This is a genomic window from Amycolatopsis sp. NPDC098790, assembly GCF_044759945.1.
Lineage (GTDB): Bacteria > Actinomycetota > Actinomycetes > Mycobacteriales > Pseudonocardiaceae > Amycolatopsis.
The window spans coordinates 2,598,670-2,618,161 of sequence record NZ_JBIWAI010000001.1 but is presented as its reverse complement, the minus strand read 5'-3'; the positions used below and the strand labels follow the sequence as shown (position 1 = coordinate 2,618,161).

The 19,492-nt window shown below is 71.0% G+C and carries 21 protein-coding genes; 13 read left to right on the top strand and 8 right to left on the bottom strand.

Features of this window, described 5'->3' with window-relative positions; genetic code table 11:
* Positions 1–696 precede the first annotated feature (696 nt).
* Together ACIQWX_RS13060 and ACIQWX_RS13055 are read left to right on the top strand one after the other, a co-directional pair.
* Complete coding sequence (locus tag ACIQWX_RS13060) at positions 697–1,287, top strand: TetR/AcrR family transcriptional regulator (RefSeq protein WP_400868914.1); 591 nt, start codon at positions 697–699, stop codon at positions 1,285–1,287.
* A gap of 46 nt (positions 1,288–1,333) precedes the next feature.
* Positions 1,334–1,834 carry a hypothetical protein gene (locus ACIQWX_RS13055; RefSeq protein WP_400868912.1) on the top strand — a complete coding sequence of 167 codons (501 nt, stop codon included), beginning with the start codon at positions 1,334–1,336 and terminating at the stop codon, positions 1,832–1,834.
* Here the strand turns inward: ACIQWX_RS13055 and ACIQWX_RS13050 are convergent.
* Positions 1,831–2,388 (bottom strand): TetR/AcrR family transcriptional regulator, encoded by a 558-nt coding sequence (locus ACIQWX_RS13050; RefSeq protein ID WP_400868910.1) that lies wholly within the window; start codon positions 2,386–2,388, stop codon positions 1,831–1,833. The genes ACIQWX_RS13055 and ACIQWX_RS13050 overlap by 4 nt on opposite strands.
* 74 nt (positions 2,389–2,462) lie before the next feature.
* Here ACIQWX_RS13050 and ACIQWX_RS13045 point away from each other — a divergent pair, with 74 nt between their 5' ends.
* Complete coding sequence (locus ACIQWX_RS13045) at positions 2,463–3,203, top strand: SDR family oxidoreductase (RefSeq protein ID WP_400868907.1); 741 nt, start codon at positions 2,463–2,465, stop codon at positions 3,201–3,203.
* A 1-nt stretch (position 3,204) separates the two neighbouring features.
* Here ACIQWX_RS13045 and ACIQWX_RS13040 read toward each other — a convergent pair whose 3' ends face one another.
* Complete coding sequence (locus ACIQWX_RS13040) at positions 3,205–3,831, bottom strand: TetR/AcrR family transcriptional regulator (protein WP_372664007.1); 627 nt, start codon at positions 3,829–3,831, stop codon at positions 3,205–3,207.
* A 69-nt stretch (positions 3,832–3,900) separates the two neighbouring features.
* Here ACIQWX_RS13040 and ACIQWX_RS13035 point away from each other — a divergent pair, with 69 nt between their 5' ends.
* Both ACIQWX_RS13035 and ACIQWX_RS13030 read left to right on the top strand, forming a co-directional pair.
* The gene (locus ACIQWX_RS13035; protein WP_400868905.1) at positions 3,901–4,779 is read left to right on the top strand and encodes a diiron oxygenase; all 879 of its coding nucleotides are present in this window, start codon (positions 3,901–3,903) and stop codon (positions 4,777–4,779) included.
* Positions 4,780–4,793: 14 nt separating this feature from the next.
* Positions 4,794–5,012 (top strand): hypothetical protein, encoded by a 219-nt coding sequence (locus ACIQWX_RS13030; RefSeq protein ID WP_400868903.1) that lies wholly within the window; start codon positions 4,794–4,796, stop codon positions 5,010–5,012.
* On the opposite strand, the gene ACIQWX_RS13025 is transcribed toward ACIQWX_RS13030, so the two are convergent.
* Both ACIQWX_RS13025 and ACIQWX_RS13020 read right to left on the bottom strand, forming a co-directional pair.
* On the bottom strand, positions 5,002–6,108 hold the full coding sequence (locus tag ACIQWX_RS13025; RefSeq protein ID WP_400868901.1) for a homoserine O-acetyltransferase: 1,107 nt from the start codon (positions 6,106–6,108) through the stop codon (positions 5,002–5,004). The genes ACIQWX_RS13030 and ACIQWX_RS13025 overlap by 11 nt on opposite strands.
* A complete protein-coding gene (locus ACIQWX_RS13020; RefSeq protein ID WP_400868899.1) occupies positions 6,105–7,415 on the bottom strand; it encodes a bifunctional o-acetylhomoserine/o-acetylserine sulfhydrylase in 1,311 nt (436 codons plus the stop codon). The genes ACIQWX_RS13025 and ACIQWX_RS13020 overlap by 4 nt, the downstream gene beginning before the upstream one ends.
* Before the next feature lie 144 nt (positions 7,416–7,559).
* On the opposite strand from ACIQWX_RS13020, the gene rdmE reads away from it, so the two are divergent.
* Positions 7,560–9,122: an aklavinone 12-hydroxylase RdmE gene (gene rdmE, locus ACIQWX_RS13015; RefSeq protein WP_400868897.1), complete on the top strand. Its 1,563-nt coding sequence runs from the start codon at positions 7,560–7,562 to the stop codon at positions 9,120–9,122.
* Here rdmE and ACIQWX_RS13010 read toward each other — a convergent pair.
* Positions 9,119–9,505: a VOC family protein gene (locus tag ACIQWX_RS13010; protein ID WP_400868895.1), complete on the bottom strand. Its 387-nt coding sequence runs from the start codon at positions 9,503–9,505 to the stop codon at positions 9,119–9,121. The genes rdmE and ACIQWX_RS13010 overlap by 4 nt on opposite strands.
* Positions 9,506–9,563: 58 nt before the next feature.
* On the opposite strand from ACIQWX_RS13010, the gene ACIQWX_RS13005 reads away from it, so the two are divergent.
* Positions 9,564–9,902, top strand: a complete 339-nt coding sequence (locus ACIQWX_RS13005; protein WP_400868893.1) for a PadR family transcriptional regulator — start codon at positions 9,564–9,566, stop codon at positions 9,900–9,902.
* On the top strand, positions 9,899–10,336 hold the full coding sequence (locus tag ACIQWX_RS13000) for a VOC family protein (protein ID WP_400868891.1): 438 nt from the start codon (positions 9,899–9,901) through the stop codon (positions 10,334–10,336). Before ACIQWX_RS13005 ends, ACIQWX_RS13000 begins: the two co-directional genes overlap by 4 nt.
* Here ACIQWX_RS13000 and ACIQWX_RS12995 read toward each other — a convergent pair.
* Complete coding sequence (locus tag ACIQWX_RS12995; RefSeq protein WP_400868889.1) at positions 10,333–10,953, bottom strand: class I SAM-dependent methyltransferase; 621 nt, start codon at positions 10,951–10,953, stop codon at positions 10,333–10,335. The genes ACIQWX_RS13000 and ACIQWX_RS12995 overlap by 4 nt on opposite strands.
* A gap of 50 nt (positions 10,954–11,003) precedes the next feature.
* Here ACIQWX_RS12995 and ACIQWX_RS12990 point away from each other — a divergent pair, with 50 nt between their 5' ends.
* Together ACIQWX_RS12990 and ACIQWX_RS12985 are read left to right on the top strand one after the other, a co-directional pair.
* The gene (locus ACIQWX_RS12990) at positions 11,004–12,551 is read left to right on the top strand and encodes a PucR family transcriptional regulator (protein WP_400868887.1); all 1,548 of its coding nucleotides are present in this window, start codon (positions 11,004–11,006) and stop codon (positions 12,549–12,551) included.
* Positions 12,552–12,709: 158 nt separating this feature from the next.
* A complete protein-coding gene (locus ACIQWX_RS12985) occupies positions 12,710–13,621 on the top strand; it encodes a zinc metalloprotease (protein WP_400868885.1) in 912 nt (303 codons plus the stop codon).
* 511 nt (positions 13,622–14,132) lie between these two features.
* On the opposite strand, the gene ACIQWX_RS12980 is transcribed toward ACIQWX_RS12985, so the two are convergent.
* On the bottom strand, positions 14,133–15,068 hold the full coding sequence (locus ACIQWX_RS12980) for a zinc-binding dehydrogenase (protein WP_400868883.1): 936 nt from the start codon (positions 15,066–15,068) through the stop codon (positions 14,133–14,135).
* Positions 15,069–15,240: 172 nt separating this feature from the next.
* Here ACIQWX_RS12980 and ald point away from each other — a divergent pair, with 172 nt between their 5' ends.
* Positions 15,241–16,356, top strand: a complete 1,116-nt coding sequence (gene ald / locus ACIQWX_RS12975; RefSeq protein WP_400868881.1) for an alanine dehydrogenase — start codon at positions 15,241–15,243, stop codon at positions 16,354–16,356.
* A gap of 57 nt (positions 16,357–16,413) precedes the next feature.
* Here the strand turns inward: ald and ACIQWX_RS12970 are convergent, their stop codons facing one another.
* Positions 16,414–17,085 carry a response regulator transcription factor gene (locus tag ACIQWX_RS12970; protein WP_400868879.1) on the bottom strand — a complete coding sequence of 224 codons (672 nt, stop codon included), beginning with the start codon at positions 17,083–17,085 and terminating at the stop codon, positions 16,414–16,416.
* 448 nt (positions 17,086–17,533) lie between these two features.
* Between ACIQWX_RS12970 and ACIQWX_RS12965 the strand changes: the two genes are divergently transcribed.
* Complete coding sequence (locus tag ACIQWX_RS12965; RefSeq protein ID WP_400868877.1) at positions 17,534–18,553, top strand: ABC transporter ATP-binding protein; 1,020 nt, start codon at positions 17,534–17,536, stop codon at positions 18,551–18,553.
* Entirely contained in the window at positions 18,553–19,443 is an 891-nt protein-coding gene (locus tag ACIQWX_RS12960) for an ABC transporter permease subunit (RefSeq protein WP_400868875.1), read from the top strand. Before ACIQWX_RS12965 ends, ACIQWX_RS12960 begins: the two co-directional genes overlap by 1 nt.
* Positions 19,444–19,492: the final 49 nt, after the last annotated feature.

Here is a 19,492-nt window from a genome sequence, read left to right as displayed (position 1 = left end):
GAACAGTGTCACCGTTCCCCGACTGGGAGTTTTGCCAGATTCACGGGCCCGTCCGGGCCGGACGCCGTCGGCGCGCGGGGAGATTCACCCGAGCCGGTGACCCGCCGCGGACCGAGACCGGCGCCACTGGGTGTTAGCCGGATGACTTCAGACGAGAAGGTGGCGCCTTGGCGACAGCGGTCGGCGGCCGAGTCACAGTAGAGCTTGATATGTAGAAACTGGATAATCCAGCATGGCTACAGCGACCCGATACTGGATCAGGTTTGTAGAGAACCTACAAACCGAGCAAGCGAGATTCGACACGCTCGGCAGCGCCACTCAGGCGTCTCGCCGCATAGATTCGCGGTAGTCACCGCGACCGCCTGGTCGGCTTCGCAGAACCCGTCCCAGCGTAGAGAAAGGCTCGGCGATGTCCCCTGCCTCCTCCGAGTATCCCGCGACACCGGCTTCGGGCCGGCACTTGCCGGATCGACTGCTCGCCGCCCCCAGCGCGTTCCAGCTGATCCGCTTCGGCCTGCTCGCGTGTTTCGTGGAAGTCCTCCTTTCCCAAGGGCAGCCTCTCGCGGCCGCGGTGTCGGCAGCCGTCGCGATCGCGACCTGCTCCGGCCGCGCCACGGGTAACCGCCGACGCCCCGGGACCGAGACCGGTGCCACTGGGTGTTAGCGCTCGCTAACCTGCCGCTCTACTATGACCGGATGGCGGCCAACTCCACCCCGCTCGTCAACGGCGAGAAGGCGAGCAGGCGCGAGCAGATCCTGGCCGCGGCCGCCGAGCTGTTCGCCCACCACGGGTTCCACGGCGTGGGCATCGACGACATCGGTGCCGCCGTCGGGATTTCCGGGCCCGCGCTCTACCGGCACTTCCGCAGCAAGGACGCGATCCTCGGCGAGATGCTGAACTCGATCAGCCGCTACCTGCTCGACGGCGGCACGAGGTGGGCGAACCGGCCCGGCTCGGCGGACGACACGCTGACCGGGCTCGTCGCTTTCCACGTCGGCTTCGCGCTCGCGCACCCGGCCCTGATCACCGTTCAAGAACGCAACCTCGCGAACCTCACCGACGCCGACCGCAAGCAGGTGCGCGCGTTGCAGCGCCAGTACGTCGAGGTGTGGGTCGGCGCGATCCGGAAAGCCAGGCCGGAACTGGGAGAACGGCACGCGCGGTCGGCGGCACACGCCGTGTTCGGACTGATCAACTCGACGCCGTACAACCGCCATCTCGGTGATGGCGAACTCGCCGAGCTGCTCTCCCGGCTCGCGCTGGGTGCGCTCCGCGCGGCCGGATGACCGACCCGGATCAAGGTATCCCCACGACCGCCGTCGCTGGTGTTTGATGGGGCACGTGGATGCGGACTGGAACGAGCAGGGGCTCGTCGAGAAGGCTCAGCGCGCGCTGACGGCGTTGAGCCTCGGAGACGACGCCGAAGCCCTCGTCGAGGTCGCGCCGACGGCCGCCGAACCGCAGGCCCGGGCCGACGAGACGAAGGCGTTGATGCTGCTGCTGTTCGGCGAGTGCAGCGCGATGGTCTCCACCCTCGGCGACGGCGGCAGCGCGCCGGTGAAGGTCCAGGTCTTCGACGAGGACGGCGAAGAGGTCTCGATCGACCAGGCCGACCCGCCGGTGCGGACCGCCGTCCGGACGCTGCTGGCGGAGGTCCACGGCAACACCGAGGCCGCGCAGGAGCAGGTCGAGATCGCCCTCGCCAACGCGGCGCCCGACGAGGTGGACAGCCTGGTGCTGCAGGCACTGCGCTGGACGATCCGGCTGTCGGTCGAATGCCTGGACCGCGACCTGCCGGTGGCCCCCTGGATCTCGGAAGCCGTCTCCGACTAGGCGCGGAGACCGTCGACGATCACCGCCACGATCCGCGGCGCGCGGTCGTCCCACTCGGCTTCCGGGATCCGCGAAAGCGCTCCGAGCAGCAGGATGACGTCGGCGGCGTCGACCCCGGCGCGGATCTCCCCGGCCGCCTTTCCCTGGTCCAGCAGCGTTTCGAGCGCTTCGTCGAGCCGGTGGTGCTGGCCGGCGTAGAGGTCCTGCCACGCCGGCACCTCGATCGCCGCCATCACCCCGCGTTTGACGCGCGCGTACTCGACCAGCCGCTCCAGCCAGCGGGCCAGCGCGTCGAGCGGGGAATGCTGCGCGAGCAGGGGCGCGACCGTCTCGACGAGCTGGGTCAGCTCGGCCCGGTAGACCTCCGCCAGCAGGTGCTCGCGCGTCGGGAAGTGCCGGTAGAGCGTGCCCTGCCCGACCCCCGCGGCCTTGGCGACCCGGTGCAGCTTCAGGTCGTCGGCCGCGCCGTTGGACTCGCTCAGTTCCGCCCGTGCAGCCTCGACGATCCGGTCGCGGTTGGCGACGGCGTCCGAACGGCGCTCACGCCCGGCCACGGCACTCTCCTCACATAAGTGGACAAGTGTCCGCTACAGTTAAACGGACAGTTGTCAGTTTAACGGAGGGCACCATGACGAACGGACTGGACAAGGTCGTCGCGATCACCGGCGCGAGCAGCGGGATCGGCGAAGCGACCGCGCGGGAGCTGGCGAGCCGCGGCGCGGCCGTCGTGCTCGGCGCGCGGCGCACCGACCGGCTGGAAGCGCTCGCGCGGAAGATCCGCGACGACGGCGGCCGCGCGGAAGTGCTGGACGTCGACGTGACGCGGCGCGCGGACCTCGAGCGGCTCGTCACGCGAGCCGTCGACCGCTTCGGACGGCTCGACGTCCTGGTCGGCAACGCCGGCGTCGCCCGGATCGCACCGGTGGCCGACCTCGACGTCGACGCCTGGGACGCGATGATCGACGTCAACCTCCGCGGCGTCCTGCACGGCATCGCCGCCGCGCTCCCGGTGTTCCGCGCGCAGGGCCGCGGCCACTTCGTCACGACCGTCTCGACGTCGGGGCTGAAGATCGTCCCGGCCCAGGCCGTCTACGCGGGGACCAAGAACGCCGTGCGGACGCTGCTGGAAGCACTGCGCCAGGAGTCCACCGACGGTGCCCTGCGCACGACGTCGATCTCGCCGGGCTACGTGCGCACGGAACTCGTCGACTACGTCGAGGACCCCGCGCAGCGCGAGCAGGCCCAGCAGGCGATGGCGACGCTCGGCATCAGCCCCGACGCCGTGGCGCGGGCGATCGCGTTCGCCATCGAGCAGCCGGACGACGTCGAGATCGGCGACCTCACCATCCGGCCCACGCGACAGGGCTGAGTCAAGGACGCAGCGAGCGGACGATCGGCGCCAGGTACAGCTCGGCCAGCCGGCGGCGCTGGGCGTCGTCGTCCACCGGCAGGACGGTCTCCTGGGTCAGCACCAGGGACACGACGATCCGGATCAGCAGCTCGGCCATGCCGTCGACGTCCCCGGCGGGCAGGCTGAGCCGGCCCGCCGCGATCTCCGCGTGGAAGTGCGCCGCGATCCGCGCCCGGGCCGCCGCGAAGAGGCCGCCCGCCTGGACGGTCAGGTGCGGGAGGATCAGCTCGGGTTCGGTGCGCAGCAGGCGGTTGAGCAGCCGGTGCCCCCGCAGGTACCCGAGGGAGAAGCTCAACCCCTCGATGAGCTTCTCCTCCGGGGTCGCCTGCGCCTCGACGACGGCGTCGACCTTCGTCAGGAACCGCTTCATCTCGCGCTGGATCAGCGCGCCGAGCAGCTGGTCCTTCTTCGGGAAGTAGCGGTAGATCGTCACCCGCGAGAGGCCGACGCGGCGCGCGACGTCGTCCACGGTGAACCGGCGCAGCCCGAAGTCCTCGGCCTGGGTGAGCGCCGCGCCCATGATCCGTTCCGCGGTCTCGTCGCCGGGCAGTTCGGCTTCGAGTGCGTGTTTCAGGAGGTCGCGCATGTACCGACTTTACATCTTGACGGAGATTGTTTCATGCGTTCTAGTGTTAAACGACACAGGGAGGCACGGATGGGTGATCGCGAAGCCACCGCCGAACGGCTGCTCCGCTCGAGCGCCCGGCTCTCCTACGACCCCGGCGTCGACGTCCACTGGGCCGCCCCGCTGAACGACGACCAGTTCTTCATCCCCGAGAAGCTCGTTTCCCTGTACGGCACGCCGGTGTGGGACACGCTGAGCCGCGCGCAGCGGATCGAGCTGTCGCGCCAGGAACTGGTGAACACCGTCAGCGTCGGGATCTGGTTCGAGCTGATCCTCATGCAGATGCTGCTGCGCGCGTCCTACCGCCAGGACCCGACGACCCGGCACGTGCACTACGCGCTGACCGAGGTCGCCGACGAGTGCCGGCACTCCACGATGTTCGCGACGCTGATCGAGCGCGTCGGCGGCCGGCCGTACCGCAACAACCGCTGGCTGCAGCTGTCCGCGCAGGCGCTCCCGGTGATCCTGCACGGGCCGGCGATGTGGGTGGCGACGCTGATCGGCGAGGAGATCTTCGACGCGCTGCAGCGCGAACACCTCGACGACGAGTCCGTGCAGCCGGTGGTCCGCGCGGTGATGCGCATCCACGTCACCGAAGAGGCGCGGCACGTCCGGTACGCGCGCGACGACCTGGTCAGGTCGCTGGCGCGGGCGCCGTGGTGGCGCAAGGAATTCGCGCGGATCGTCGTCGCGGTGGGCGCGTTGCTGATGTCCCGCTTGCTTTCGCGGCCACGGCAGTACCTGCGCGCGGGAATCGACCCGGGCGTCGCGGTGGCCGCCGCGCGGACCAACCCGCACCGGCGGGAGACGCTGGCCTTCGGGGCCCGGAAGCTCGTCCGGTTCCTGCGGGAGAACGACTTGATCGGCGGCCCGAGCGCGGTGCTGTGGCGCCGCGCCGGAATGCTCTAGCGGAGGGGAAAGCCATGGCGCTCAAGGATCTGCTGGCCGCGGGCACGGGGCGGCTCGCCGACCGGATCACGACGGCAGGCGACGAAGCGGGCGACCGCGCGGACGACGTCGCATGGCGAGTGGCGAAGCTGTCCGACCGCGCGGCCGAACGCGTCGGCGAGTACGCGGCGGGCGCGTCGCGGCGGGTGGCGAACACCCTGGTTCGCTGGGGAGAGCGCGTTTCTAGCCGATGAGCTGCTTCACCAGCGCCGCGATCTGGCCGGTCTCGATCAGGAACGAATCGTGGCCGTACGGCGACGTCACCACCGCCGGCTCCGGCGCGTCCGAGATGCCCGCCGCGATCTCCGCCGACTGGTACAGCGGGTAGAGCCGGTCGCTGTCGACTCCCCCTATCACCGATCGAGCCGTCACCCGGCCCAGCGCCGACGCGACTCCGCCGCGGTCGCGGCCGACGTCGTGGGTGTTCATCGACTCCGTCAGCACCAGGTAGCTGTTCGCGTCGAATCGGCCCGCCAGCTTGTCCGCGTGGTGGTCCAAATAGGACTCGACAGCGAACCGCCCGCCCCGCAACGGGTCCTCGTCACCCTGGTACGCCCGGCCGAACCGCTCGGCCAGCTCCGGCTCGCTGCGGTAGGTGACGTGCGCGATCCGCCGCGCGATGCCGAGCCCGGCCTGGGGGCCCGAAGACGCCGAGTAGTAGTCGCCTCCATGGAAGAACGGGTCCGACCGGATCGCGTGCAGCTGCGGGGCCGCCCACGCGATCTGCTCGGCCGACGCCCGCGCCGTCGACGCCAGGACCAGCACCGACGCCACCCGCGCGGGCAGCGTCACCGCCCACTCCAGCGCGCGCATCCCGCCCATCGAGCCGCCGACGACGGCCGCCCAGCGGTCGATGCCCAGCGCGTCCGCCAACACGGCTTCCGCGGCCACCTGGTCCCGGACCGTCACGACCGGGAACCGGCTGCCCCACGGCTTGCCGTCCAGGTCCGACGACGGGCCGGTCGAGCCCTGGCACCCGCCGAGCACGTTCGGGACCACGACGAAGAACTCGCCGGTGTCCAACGCCTTGCCGGGCCCGATCAGCCCGTCCCACCAGCCCGCGCTGGGGTGCCCGGGCACCTTCGGCCCGGCCGCGTGGCTGTCGCCGGTCAATGCGTGCTCGACGAGGACCGCGTTGGACGCGTCGGAGTTCAGCGTCCCCCACGTCTCGTACGCGATCGTGAAGGACGGCAGCACGCCACCGGCCTCCAGCGCGAGCGCGCCGGGGCCGGTGACGAACTGACGGCGGCCCGGCGGATCACCGATCCGCCAAGCGCCGGTAACGGTCACAGTTCCGCCTTGGCCGCCCGGAAGCCGGCTTCCAGGTCGGCCTTGAGGTCCTCGATCCCCTCCAACCCGACGGCGATCCGGACCAGGCCCGGCGTGACGCCGCTGGCGAGCTGCTCCTGCGGCGCGAGCTGGCTGTGGGTGGTCGACGCCGGGTGCACGATCAGGCTGCGGACGTCGCCGAGGTTGACCAGCTGGCTGTGCAGCTCGGTGCCGTCGACGAACTTCCGGCCCGCCTCGACGCCGCCGCGCAGCTCGAACGACAGGACCGCGCCCGCGCCGCGCGGCAGGTACTTCTGCGCCGCCGCGTGGTACGGGCTGGACGGCAGTCCCGCGTAATACACCGTATCGACCTCGTCACGCTGTTCGAGCCACTCCGCGAGCGCCTGCGCGTTCTGCACGTGCCGCTCGATGCGCAGAGACAGTGTCTCGATGCCCTGCAGGATGAGGAAGCTGTTCAACGGGGCGATCGCCGCGCCGGTATCACGCAGGAGCTGCACGCGCGCCTTCGCCGCGAACGCGCCCGGGCCGAGCGCCTCCCAGTACTTCAGGCCGTGGTAGCTCGGGTCGGGCTCGGTGAAGCCCGGGAACTTCGCCGGGTCCTTGCCGAAGTCGAACGCGCCGCCGTCGACCAGGACGCCGGCGATCGTCGTGCCGTGGCCGCCGAGGTACTTGGTGGCCGAGTGGATCACGACGTCGGCGCCGTGCTCGATCGGCCTTACGAGGTAAGGCGTCGGGATGGTGTTGTCGACCAGCAGCGGGACGCCGGCCTCGTGCGCGACATCGGCGACGCCGCGGATGTCGAGGACGTTGCTGCCCGGGTTGGCGAGCGTCTCGGCGAAGAAGAACTTCGTGTTCGGCCGGACGGCGGCGCGCCACTGCTCGAGGTCGTCCTGGTCGTCGATGAACGTGACCTCGATGCCGAGCTTCGGCAGCGTGTAGTGGAAGAGGTTGTAGGTGCCGCCGTAGAGCGACTGGCTCGAGACGAAGTGGTCGCCCGCACCCGCCAGGTTGAGGATCGCCGCGGTGGTCGCCGCCGAGCCGGACGCGAACGCCAGCGCCGCGACCCCGCCTTCCAGCGAGGCGACGCGCTGCTCCAGCACGTCCTGGGTCGGGTTCATGATCCGCGTGTAGATGTTGCCGGGCTCGGCGAGGCTGAACAGGTCGGCGCCGTGCTGGCTGTCGCGGAAGACGTACGACGTCGTCTGGTAGATCGGCGTCGCCCGCGCGCCGGTGGCCGGATCCGGCGCGGCGCCCGCGTGGATCTGCCTGGTCTCGAAGGACCATGCCGAGGTGTCGTCCGCGCTCATCGGTTTCTCCTTGCGGCTCAAGGGGTCTGTTGGTCCGAAGCTACTTGGGCCGAACGGAGTACCCAACCGTTCCCACGCCCTGGGAGACCGGTCTCCTTGTCAATCTAATCTCTTTGTAGCTAAGATATTCACATAGAGAGATTCATGAACTGGGAGGAAGTCATGACGGAGCGGGTGCAGGTGCTGGTCGTGGGGGCCGGGCTGGGGGGACTGTCGGCGTCACTGTTCCTGGCGCAGGCGGGAGTGGACGTGCTGACCGTCGAGCGGCACGCCGGAACGTCGGTCCACTCAAGAGCCGCCGGGCAGAACTGGCGCACGATGGATCTGTTCCACTGGGCAGGAATCGACCGCGAGGTCCTGGAAGTGAGCCCGCGGGCGTCGCAGGGGCTGCGGATCACCGTCGCGACCAGCCTGGCCGGCCGCGTCCTGCACCGGCTCGTCGAGGACGGCAGCGAGTTCGACATCTCGGCGTCGACGACGATGCCGGCCGGCATGGCCGGGCAGGACGTCGTCGAGCCGATCTTGCTGGCGCACGCGGAAAAGGCGGGCGCACGGGTCCGGTTCCGCACCGAACTGGTCGACCTGGCCCAGGACGACGACGGCGTCACCGCGACCTTGCGCCACCGCGACTCCGCCGAGGAGACGGTGGTGCGCGCGGACTACGTCGTCGCCGCCGACGGCGGCCGCAGCGGCATCCGGGCCCGCCTCGGCATCGGGACCACCGGTCTGGACGCGCTGAGCCACTGCCTCGGCGTCGTGTTCGACGCCGACCTCGGCGACCGCGTCCAGGCCGGTGTGACGGACCTGTTCTACCTGCAGCACGGCGATTTCACCGCCGGGCTGGTCAACACCGACGTCCCGAACCGGTACGTCTTCGCGCCGGACTACTTCCCTTCACGCGGCGAAAGCCCGGCGGACTTCACCCACGACCGGCTGGTCTCGATGATCCGCGCGGCCACCGACCTGCCGGACCTGGAGCCGGAGATCGTCTGGACCGGCTCGTGGGAGGTCGCGGCCCGGCTGGCCGACCGGTTCCGGGAGGGCCGGGTGTTCCTGGTCGGCGACGCCGCGAAGGTGACCCCGCCGACCGGCGGCCAGGGCGGCAACACGGCGGTCGGCGACGCCGCGGACGTCGCGTGGAAGCTCGCCGCCGTCCTGCGCGGCGAAGCGGGCCCCGCCCTGCTCGACACCTACGAAGCCGAGCGCAAGCCGATCGCGCGGATGATCATCGACACGTCGCTGCACAACATGAAGCAGCGCATGCACCCGGACCTCGACGTCTCGGGCATCGGCGAGCCGGAGGACGCGCTGAACGCCATCCTCGGGTTCCGCTACCGCTCGACGGCCGTGCTGCCCGAAGAGCCGGACGACGGCGCGCGCGTCGAGGACGTCCACGCACCGACCGGGCGGCCCGGCTTCCGGGCGCCCGGCCTCGCATCCACTGTGGACCTGCTCGGGCGGTCGTGGGTGCTGCTCTGCGCGGGCGACGGCACGCGGTGGGCCCCGGCCGCGGCGGACATCGCGGCCGAGACCGGCGTCCGCCTCGAGTGCCACGCGCTCGACGACATCGCGTCCCGCTACGGCCTTTCGACGGGCGGCGCGTCACTCGTGCGCCCGGACGGCGTCGTCGCGTGGCGGGCGAAGGAGCCGGTCGACGACCCCGCCGGCGAGCTGTGGCGGGTGCTGACGGCCGTGTTGTCGCGCTAGTCGCGCTGCTGCAGGGCGAAGCGGTTCCCCTCGGAGTCGGTGAACATCGACCACCAGCCCCACGGCTGTTTCTCCGGCTTCGCGGGGAACTCCACGCCCTTCGCCGACAGTTCCCCGTAAGTCTTCTCGAGATCGTCGGCCACCAAGAAGAAGTTCGACGTCGGCAGCTGGTCGTTGTCGCCGAAGCGGCGCCGGTCCTCGGGCGACTCGCTGAGCACGAGGATGGTCCCGTTCGGCGCGGTCACCTCCACCCAGCGCCGGCCCTCGTCGTCGTAGGGCACGTCGGTCGTCACCGCGAAACCGACCGTCTCGGACCAGAACTCCTTCGCGCGCGCCTGGTCCTCGACCCCGACAACGACCTTGCTGACCCCTTGGATGGGCATGACCCCGCCTCTCTATATCCACCATGGATATAACCAGGGCGGAGTGTAGGCTGCCCCCATGGCCGACGGCAACCCGCTCACCCCCGCGGCGTTCCAGGTGCTCCTGGCCCTGGCCGCCGGGCCCGGCGGGCGCGCGCACGGCTACGGGATCATGGGGTTCGTCGCCGACGTCACCGGCGGCGAAGTCCAGCTCGGCCCGGGCACGCTCTACCGGACGCTGACCCGGCTGGCCGCCGACGGCCTGGCCGAAGAACTCCCCGGCGAGGACTCGCGCCGCCGCTACTACCGGATCACGCCGGCCGGCCGCGTCGCCGCCGCACGTGAGGCGACGTCGTTGCGCCGGCTCGTCGACGCGGCCGGCGACGCGGGCCTGCTGGCCCGCCCGGAGTCGGCGTGAGCCGCCCGCTCGGCCTGGTGCCGCACCTGTTCGTCAAGGACGTCGAGACGGCGCTTTCCTTCTACGGCAGGGCGTTCGGCGCGGTCGAGCTGTTCCGCACGGTGCTGCCGGACGGCACGGTCCTGTTCGTCGAGCTGGCGGTCGGCGAAGCGCGGCTGCTGGTGAGCCAGGAGATCGCGTCGCTGGACGCGCTGGCGCCGTCGACGATCGGCGGCACCCCGCTGCTGCTGACCCTGGAGACGCCGGACCCGGACGACCTCGCGCGGCGGGCCGTCTTCGCGGGCGCGACGGTGGAAGCCCCGGTGACGGAGATGTTCTTCGGCGAGCGCTACGGCCGGGTCGTCGACCCCGACGGGCACCGCTGGGCGTTGACGACCAAGCGGGAGCAGTACACCCCGGAGGACATCGACGCCCGCAAACCGCACGACGTCTAGCAGCGCGCGAGCACCCAGTGGAACGTCGCCGGGCCCTCGGGTTCGTGCATGGTCACGGTTTCGTCGACGACGAGCGTGAACCCGGCGTCGGCCAGCAGGCGCCGGTTGCCGTCCGGGGCGTGGCTGCTGAAGAACATGGGGGTGCCGAGCCAGTCGTCCTCGACGCCGTTCGCTTCGCTGCACCCCAGCGCGGCCAGGAACCAGCCGCCGGGCCGCAGCCAGCGCGCGATCCGCGTGAAGAGCGCGCCCTGCTCCTCGCGCGGGACGTGCAGCACCGAGTAGAACGCCGTGACGGCGTCGAAGCTCCCGTCCGGAAAGGACACCGCGGCCATGTCGGCCTTCTCGAACCGCGCCCCGGGGACGTTGCGCCGCGCGAGGTCGAGCTGCGCCGCGGACACGTCGACGCCGAGGACGTCGTGGCGTTCGGCGAGCAGCTTCGTGCACGGCACGCCCGCGCCGCAGCCGAGGTCGAGCACGTCGGAGCCGTCGGCGAGGCGGTCGGTCAGCTCGCCCAGGAAGCGCAGCCGGGGATCGTCCGCGATCCGGGCGCTCCACTCGAGGTACCGCTCCGCCGAGCTGTCGTAACCGGATTCGACGATCTTCCGCGGGTCGCTCACCGTTTCGACCCTACCGAGCCGTCCAGTGGTTTCTCGGCCAGAATGAGCCCGTGGTGTCGGTGCGCAGCGTGGTCGACCGGGTGGGGCCGACGCTGCTCCACGCGCTCCAGGTGCCCGACGACCCGCCCGCCGTCGCCGACGTCGTGATCGCCGAGCCCGGCGGCGCCGTGGCCGCCGGGGACCTCGTGCTCGGCGTCGCCACCACCGGCCCCGAAGACGCCGCCCAGTTGGTGAAGCAGAGTGCCGAGCAGGGCGCTGCCGCCGTGTTGCTGAAACCGCCGCTCGCCGCGAAACCGGCCGTCAAGCGCGCCGCGAAGGCCAACGGGATCGCGCTCGTCCAGGTGCACGCCGCGACGTCGTGGGCGCAGCTGGTGTGGCTGCTGCGGACGGTCCTCGACGCGCTCGCCGACGAGTCCGAAGACCTCGACCCGGGCTCCGGCGACCTGTTCCGGCTGGCCGATGCCGTCGCGTCCGTTGTGGACGCGCCGGTGACCATCGAGGACACCAACTCCCGCGTGCTCGCCTACTCCGCGCGCCAGGACCTGACCGACCCCGCGCGCGTCGCGACGATCATGGGCCGGCGCATCCCGGACGACGTCCTCGCGCGGTTCCGGTCGCGTGGCGTATTCCGCGAGCTGTCCCGCGGCCGGCAGACGATCTTCGTCCCCGCCCAGCGCGACGGCACGCTGCCGCGGCTGATCGTGCCGATCCGGATGGGCGGCGAGCTGCTCGGGTCGATGTGGGCGGTGGTCGCCGGGCCGGTGTCCGACGAGCGCGCGGCCGCGTTCGCCGACGCCGCCCCGGTCGTCGCGCTGCACCTGCTGCGCCGCCGCGCGCACACGGACGCGCAACGCCGCGCGTCGGCCGAACTGCTGCGCGGCGTGCTCGAAGGCCGCGCGAACCCGCGCAAGGCGATGGCCGAGCTGGACCTGTCCGACGAGCCGCACCGCGTGGTCGTCATCGAGGTCACCGGCGGCGACGGGCGCGACGCCGAGGGCCTGCGGCTCGCCCTGCTCGAACGGATTTCCCAGGGCATCGGCCACCGCCCGGTGGCGACCGAGCTGGGCGGTCTGCTTTACGCCGTGGTCCCCGACCGGCCGGGCCCCGGCGGGTGGGCGGAGCTGCGCGACGCGTTGTCGACGACGTCGTCCCGGCGCGGCGGCGCCCCGCGAGCCGCGGCCGGCGCGCCCGGCGAGATCGGTGATCTGTCCGTGTCGCGCCTCCAGGCCGACGAAGCACTCGGTCTGCTGCGCGCCGAGCTGCTCGGCGAGCGCGTGATCACGTTCGACGAGGCATGGACGGCGTTGACGCTGCACCGCGGCGCGACGGCGGCGGCCGGGGCGAAGGTCGCGGAGCTCGGCCCGCTGGGTGCGCTGCGCGCATACGACGAGTCGGGCAAGGCCGGTTACGTCGAGACGCTGTATGAGTGGCTACGCCATCCCGGCGACCCGCGCGCGGCGGCGCGGGAGCTGCGGATCCACCCGAACACCCTGCGGTACCGGATGCGCAAGCTCCTCGAACTGGTCCCGCTGGACCTCGACGACCCGGACGTCCGGCTAGCCCTGATCACCCAGCTGGTGGCGCTGCGCTGGAGCTAGGCCGTTCGGCCCAACGCGCGTCGTATGCACTACTCCGCATGGATCGCGCCGAACGTTCCCCTTGTCTTTTCCAGCCGAAAGGTGGTGGATTCCGACGATCGCCTGGCGCACCTTCTTCGCAGCACCCGGGGTGGCCGGGTCGTCGCAGAGGAGTCTCCATGAGCAGTTCGGAGCGGTTCCGCAGGGCCGTCAAGCTGGGCGCGGTGTCGGCGCTTTCCCTGGTCGCCCTGGTCGTCCCGGGCACCACGACCGGCAGCGCCGTCGCGGCGCCGTCGGGCGACTGCTTCACCCCGACCCAGTCCGCGGACCGGAGCAAGGACGGTCACGCCGACAGCCTGTCCCCGGCCGAAGCGGCCCGCGTCGAGGCGGACATGCAGAGCAAGCTCGCCGGCAAGCGCACGGTGTTCGCGGCCGCCGCCGTCTCGATCCCGGTGTACTTCCACGTGATCACGAGCGGCTCGACGGGCAACCTCCCGGCGTCGACGATCACCAAGCAGATCTCGGTGCTCAACAGCGCGTACGCCTCCAGCGGCTACAGCTTCTCGCTGGTCAGCACCGACTACACGAACAACGCCACCTGGTACAACGGCATCACCGACGGCACGTCGGCCGAGCGCAACATGAAGAACGCGCTGCGCAAGGGCGGCAAGAACGCGCTGAACATCTACACCGCCAACCTCGGCGACGACCTCCTCGGCTGGGCGACGTTCCCCTGGAACTACAGCTCGCAGCCCAAGCTGGACGGCGTGGTCATCCTCGACGAGTCCCTCCCGGGCCGCTCGGCGACGAACTACAACGAGGGCGACACGGCAACGCACGAGGTCGGCCACTGGATGGGGCTGTACCACACGTTCCAGGGCGGCTGCTCCGGTTCGGGCGACTACGTGTCGGACACACCGGCCGAGAAGACGGCGACGTCGGGCTGCCCGGCGAGCAAGGACACGTGCACGTCGACGGGCAAGGACCCGGTGCACAACTTCATGGACTACAGCTATGACAGCTGCATGTACGAGTTCACCGCCGGCCAGGCCACGCGGATGAACAGCTCTTGGTCGGCTTATCGCGCTTGATGTTCGGTCCGTGAAGGGCACCTTGATGGTCTTTGTGTCCATGGGGTGCCCTTCATGGCGAGGTCCTTCGCGACGTTGTGCAGTCGTTGCGAGTCGTCGTGGTTGAGCCGGTACGCGCGGAACCTCACTGTCTTGGGCATTTCGCCGCTCGGCCGCGCTGTCGCCGCTCATCGCGATCACCGCCCGGCGGCGCGGCCAGTGCTCAGCGCAGTCGCCGCCCGGCGCGGTCACTGCTGGCGGCGCGGATCACCGCCCGGTGGCGTTGTCGCCACCGGCGGCGTTGTCGCCACCCGGCGGCGCGAGACACCGCCCGGCGGCCTCGTCGCCACCCGGCGGCACGCTGGCAAATGACTTGTCCACAGCCCCCGGCGAATGTGGACAAGTCCGGCCGTACACCCGGCAAATCGGCGAAACTGTCACCGGCCACCGATAGACTGAGCGGGGCTCGTCCCCCAGGGATGGGTGGGGCGCGGTGTTCCGCCTCCGCCGGCCTGAAAAAGCGAGAACCCCGTTACGCCACCAGCAACGTCTTGCCCACCGTCGCGCGTGATTCGATCGCCGCGTGCGCGTCCGCCGCTTTCTCCAGCGGGTACCGCTGGCCGATCACCGGGACCAGCCGGCCCGCGGCCGCCTCCGCCAACGCCGACTCCGTGAACGCCCTCATTTCCGCCGGGCTGCCGATCGAGCGCACCAGCGTGACCTCGCGCGCCGCGGCGTCCACATCGGACACTTCCGCCCACGAGCCGCCCGCCAGGCCGTACACCGCCATCCGGCCGCCCGGGCGCAGCAGCCCGAACGCCGTCGTGCCGATTTCCCCGCCCACGCCGTCGAACACGACGTCCACCTCGCCGGCGCGCGCGGCCCAGTCCGGCTCCAGGTAGTCGACGACGGCATCAGCTCCCTCGACGTGGGCCACCTTCGCCGGCCCGCCCGCCGCGCCGATCACGAACGCGCCCGCCGCGTGAGCCAACTGCACCACCAAGCCGCCGACACCACCGGCCGCCGCCTCGACCAGGACTCGATCGCCCGGGCGCACCCTGGTCGCATGCACCAAGCCGGTCGCGGTGCGGCCGTCCGCGAGCAGCGCCACCGCCGCGTCGAGGTCGAGGGCGGGCGGGACCGGGAACACCGCCGCCGCGTCCACCGCCACGCGCTGGGCGTACCCGCCGGACCCGCCGGTCGACGTCACCACCCGCTGCCCGGCCAGGCCCGGATCGACGCCGTCGCCGACCGCGCTGATCACGCCGCCGACGCCGTTGCCCGGGATCAGCGGCAGCTCCGCGCGGAACGGCCCCGGAGCGCCCGCCCGGAACTGCGTCTCGACGAACGTGGTGTTCGCGAACGCCACTTCGACCAGCACCTGACCGGGTCCGGGGACGGGGTCGGGCGCGTCTCCCGGGACCAGCACTTCCGGCCCGCCGAACTCCCGCAACCACACAGCTCTCATGCGGTCACGCTGCAACCTCCAGTGAGGTCGAAGTCAACGCACTTGTCCGCCGGGCACCACGAAACCCGCGAAGAAATGTCCGCTCAGCACGATGACACCGCCGTCCGGGTGGTTCACCGTGAGTGGCAACACCGCCTTGCACCCGGACGCAGACCGACCCAGGAGGCCGACCGTGCGTATCGCCGTTCCCCGTGAAATCAAGAAGCACGAATACCGGGTCGCGCTGACCCCGGCCGGGGTCCACGAGCTGGTCGGCCGCGGGCACGACGTCTTCGTCGAGACGGGCGCCGGCATCGGTTCGTCCATCACCGACGAGGAGTACGTCGCCGCCGGCGCGAAGATCCTCGCGACCGCCGACGAGACGTGGGCCGAGGGCGAGCTCGTCCTCAAGGTCAAGGAGCCGATCGCCGAGGAGTACCCCCGGCTGCGCGCCGACCAGGTCCTCTTCACCTACCTGCACATCGCCGCCGACCGCCCGCTGACCGACGCGCTGCTGGACGCCGGCACGACCGCGATCGCGTACGAGACGGTGCAGACCGCGAACGGCGCGCTCCCGCTGCTCGCCCCGATGTCCGAGGTCGCGGGCCGGCTGGCCCCGCAGGTCGGCGCGTTCTCGCTGATGAAGCCGAGCGGCGGCCGCGGAGTGCTGCCCGGCGGCATCCCCGGCGTGCACCCGGCGCGCGTCGTCGTCATCGGCGGCGGGGTCGCCGGCCTGAACGCCGCCCGCGTCGCGCTGGGCCTCGGCTCGGACGTCGAGATCCTGGACACCAACGTCGACCGCCTCCGCCAGATCGACAACGACTTCGGCGGCCGCATCCGCACGGTGACGTCGAACCGGCTGTCGGTCGAGGAGTCCGTGCTGCAGGCCGACCTGGTCATCGGCGCGGTGCTGGTCCCCGGCGCGAAGGCGCCGAAGCTGGTCTCGAACGAGCTCGTCGCCCGCATGAAGCCGGGCAGCGTGCTCGTCGACATCGCGATCGACCAGGGCGGCTGCTTCGCCGACTCGCGCCCGACCACGCACGACGACCCGACTTACACCGTGCACGAGTCCGTCTTCTACTGCGTCGCGAACATGCCGGGCGCGGTGCCCCGGACGTCGACCTACGGCCTGACGAACGTGACGCTGCCTTACGCCGTACAGCTGGCCGAGCACGGCTGGAAGGCCGCGCTGCAGGCGGACGCGGCGCTGGCGAAGGGCCTCAACACCCACGCGGGCGCGCTGACGAACGGCCCGGTCGCGGTGGCCCACGACCTGCCCCACACGGCGCTGGAGACGGTGCTCGCCTGACCTTTCTCCCCCGAGCGGGTCCCTGCCGTCCGCCGGCAGGGGCCCGCTCTTCCTCGTTCAGGCGCTCGTCACGTGGTACCCGGCGCCGCGGACGGTCCGGAGGGTCTCGACGCCGAAGGGGACATCGATCTTACGTCGTAAGGCACTGACGTGGACCTCGACGAGGTTGGCGGTCGCGGACGCGGCGAAGTCCCAGAGGTTGTCGAGCAGTTCGGCCTTGGTGACGACCTGCCCCGGCCGTTGCATGAGGTAGGCGAGGAGGGCGAACTCCTTGCCGGTGAGGGTGATGTCGGCGGAGCCGCGCCGGCAGGTCCGCCCGGCCTGGTCAAGTTCGAGGTCACCCAGTTTGAGGACCCCCGCCCGGGTGGCACCGCCACGCCGGATGAGCGCGCGCAGCCGCGAAAGCAGGACACCGTAGGAAAAGGGCTTGGGCAGGAAGTCGTCGGCACCGGTGTCGAGGGCCTCGATCTCGTCGTCCTCGCCGTCCTTGGCGGTGAGCATGAGGATCGGGGTGGCATCGCCCCGCTCCCGCAGCCTGCGGCAGACGCGGTAGCCGTTCAGCCCGGGCAGCATGATGTCGAGAACGATGGCGGAGTAAGGGTGTTCCCCGGCGAGCCAGAGCGCATCCCGCCCGTTGTGGGCCACATCGACGGCATAGCCCTCGGCACCCAGCCCGGCCCGCAGAGCCTCGGCAAGCCGCCGTTCGTCTTCGACGAGCAAGATCCGCACCGGCCAAAGATAGCCAACCCCACAACGCAACCAAGGCCCACAACGCAACCACGACCCACAAACCACCCCGCCAGGCCGCGGGGGAGGCACCGTGGGGGTCCGGGGGCTCGGCCCCCGGGAGAAACGGGATGAGCCGAGCGAAGGAGCGAAGCCCGAAGCAGAGACGAAGGGGCGACCCGCTCAACCAGCCTGGGGGTCACTGGGAGCGGGCCGCCGATACCTAGCTTAGAGGTGTCTGACGCTCAGCGCTGCACCGGGTCGGCAAGTCACACGAATTCTTTACCAAGTTGATCTGACCGGACCGGGAAACACTCAGGTCAGGACACCGCGACCCGTTCGCCCCGGTTGCGGAACGTGACGAACGTCGCTTCGCGCGGGTTCCGGCGTTCCGTGCGCGCGGGCCGCGCGGGTAGGGCAGGATGACGCCGCATCAGCGGAAGGGGTCGGTATGCACGACGGCAGTGGCCGGATTGTGGTGCAGAACCTGAGCAAGCAGTTCGGTGCGGTGAACGCCGTGCAGAACCTCAGTTTCACGGTCGAGCCGGGTTCGGTGACGGGTTTCCTCGGTCCGAACGGTGCCGGCAAGACGACGACGTTGCGGATGCTGCTCGGGCTGGTGACGCCGACGGCGGGGCAGGCGACGATCAACGGGCGTCCGCACTCGCAGCTGGGCAACCCGGCGCGGGTGGTGGGTTCGGTGCTGGAGAACGAGGGTTTCCACCCGAGCCGGACCGCGCGCAACCACCTCCGCGTCTACGCGGCGGCGATCGGGGTGCCGGACCGGCGCGCGGACGAGGTGCTGGGCCTGGTGGGCCTGGGCAGCGCCGCGGACCGGAAGGCGGGCGGGTTCTCGCTCGGCATGCGGCAGCGGCTGGCGCTGGCGACGGCGTTGCTCGGTGACCCGCAGGTCCTCGTGCTGGACGAGCCGACGAACGGCCTCGACCCGGAAGGCATCCTCTGGCTGCGGAACTTCCTGCGCTCCTACGCGCGTGAGCAGCGCCGGACCGTCCTCGTGTCGAGCCACCTGCTCAACGAGGTCGAGCAGCTGATCGACCAGGTCGTCATCATCAGCCAGGGCGTCACGCGCTACTACGGTTCGCTGGACCAGCTGCGCAAGAGCCAGCAGTCGCGCGTGCTGGTGCAGCCGGCGGACCCGTCGGCGCTGGTGAAAGCGTTGCAGGACAACGGCATCACCGCCGTTTCGCCGACGCCGGACGGCCGGGTCGCCGTCGCCGGGTCGAGCGTCCAGCAGATCGGGGACATCGCCGCGAAGGCCGGGATCGCCGTCTACGGGATGCAAGAGGACCACGCCGACCTGGAGCGGATGTTCTTCCAGCTGACGCAGGGTCAGTTCACCGGCGGCGCACCCGGTTACCCGCCGCAGCCGCAGTGCCAGGGTCCGCCGCCGCCCGGCTACCCGCCGTCGGGCCCGCAACAGCAGCAGCACTGGGGAGGACCGCAGCGGTGATGGGCAACCTGATCAAGGCGGAGTTCCGCAAGACGCTCTCGCTCAAGACGTGGTGGGTGCTGCTGATCCCGCTGGCGCTCGTGGCGTTCTGGCTGACGTTCGCGTGGGGCAAGATCACCAACGACTTCGCGGACTTCCTGAGCAGCGACAGCGACGCCCGGCAGGTCACCCGGCTGATCGGCCTGGACCCGAGCCAGGTCCCGGTGGGGCTGCTGGCGCTGGCGCACGGCGTGAACATCGCGCAGCTCGTCCCCGGGCTGTTCGGCATCTTCGCGCTGGCCGGCGAGTACCGCAGCAAGACGATCACGACCACGTTCCTGACCGCGCCGAACCGGATCTCGGCGCTGACGGCGAAGATGCTCACCTACGTCGCGTGGGGCGCGATCTACGGTCTGGTCAGCTTCGGCGTCTCGGCGATCGCCGTCATGTCGTCGGTCGACTCCGGCCGCTGGCCGTCGGCGGGCCAGTGGCTGGCCGCGCTCGGCGGGACGGTGCTGGCCGCGGTGCTGGTGACGTTGTTCGGCATCGGGTTCGGCGCGGTGCTGCGCAGCGTGCCGCTGGCGGTGGTGCTGTTCCTGGTGTGGTTCCTGATCATCGAGAACGTCCTGGTGATCATGTTCTGGGGCTGGGGCGACGTCCGCATCCTCGGCGGGATCCTGCCCAACGGCACCGCGAACGGGATCGTCGGCGGGATCGCGGCGGACGCGTTCGGGTTCAACTCGTTGAACCTGCCCGACGACGTCACCTCGGGTGCGCAGTTGCTGCTGCAGTACACGGCCGCGGCGCCGGGCGTGCTCTCGTGGTGGGCGTCGGCGTTGATCTTCTTCGGCTGGACGATGCTCTTCTTCGGCCTGGGCTGGGCGGGCAACCAGAAGCGCGACATCACGTAGGTTCACCCGTCCGTGAAGGTCGTCTCGATGTCTTCGAGACGGCCTTCAC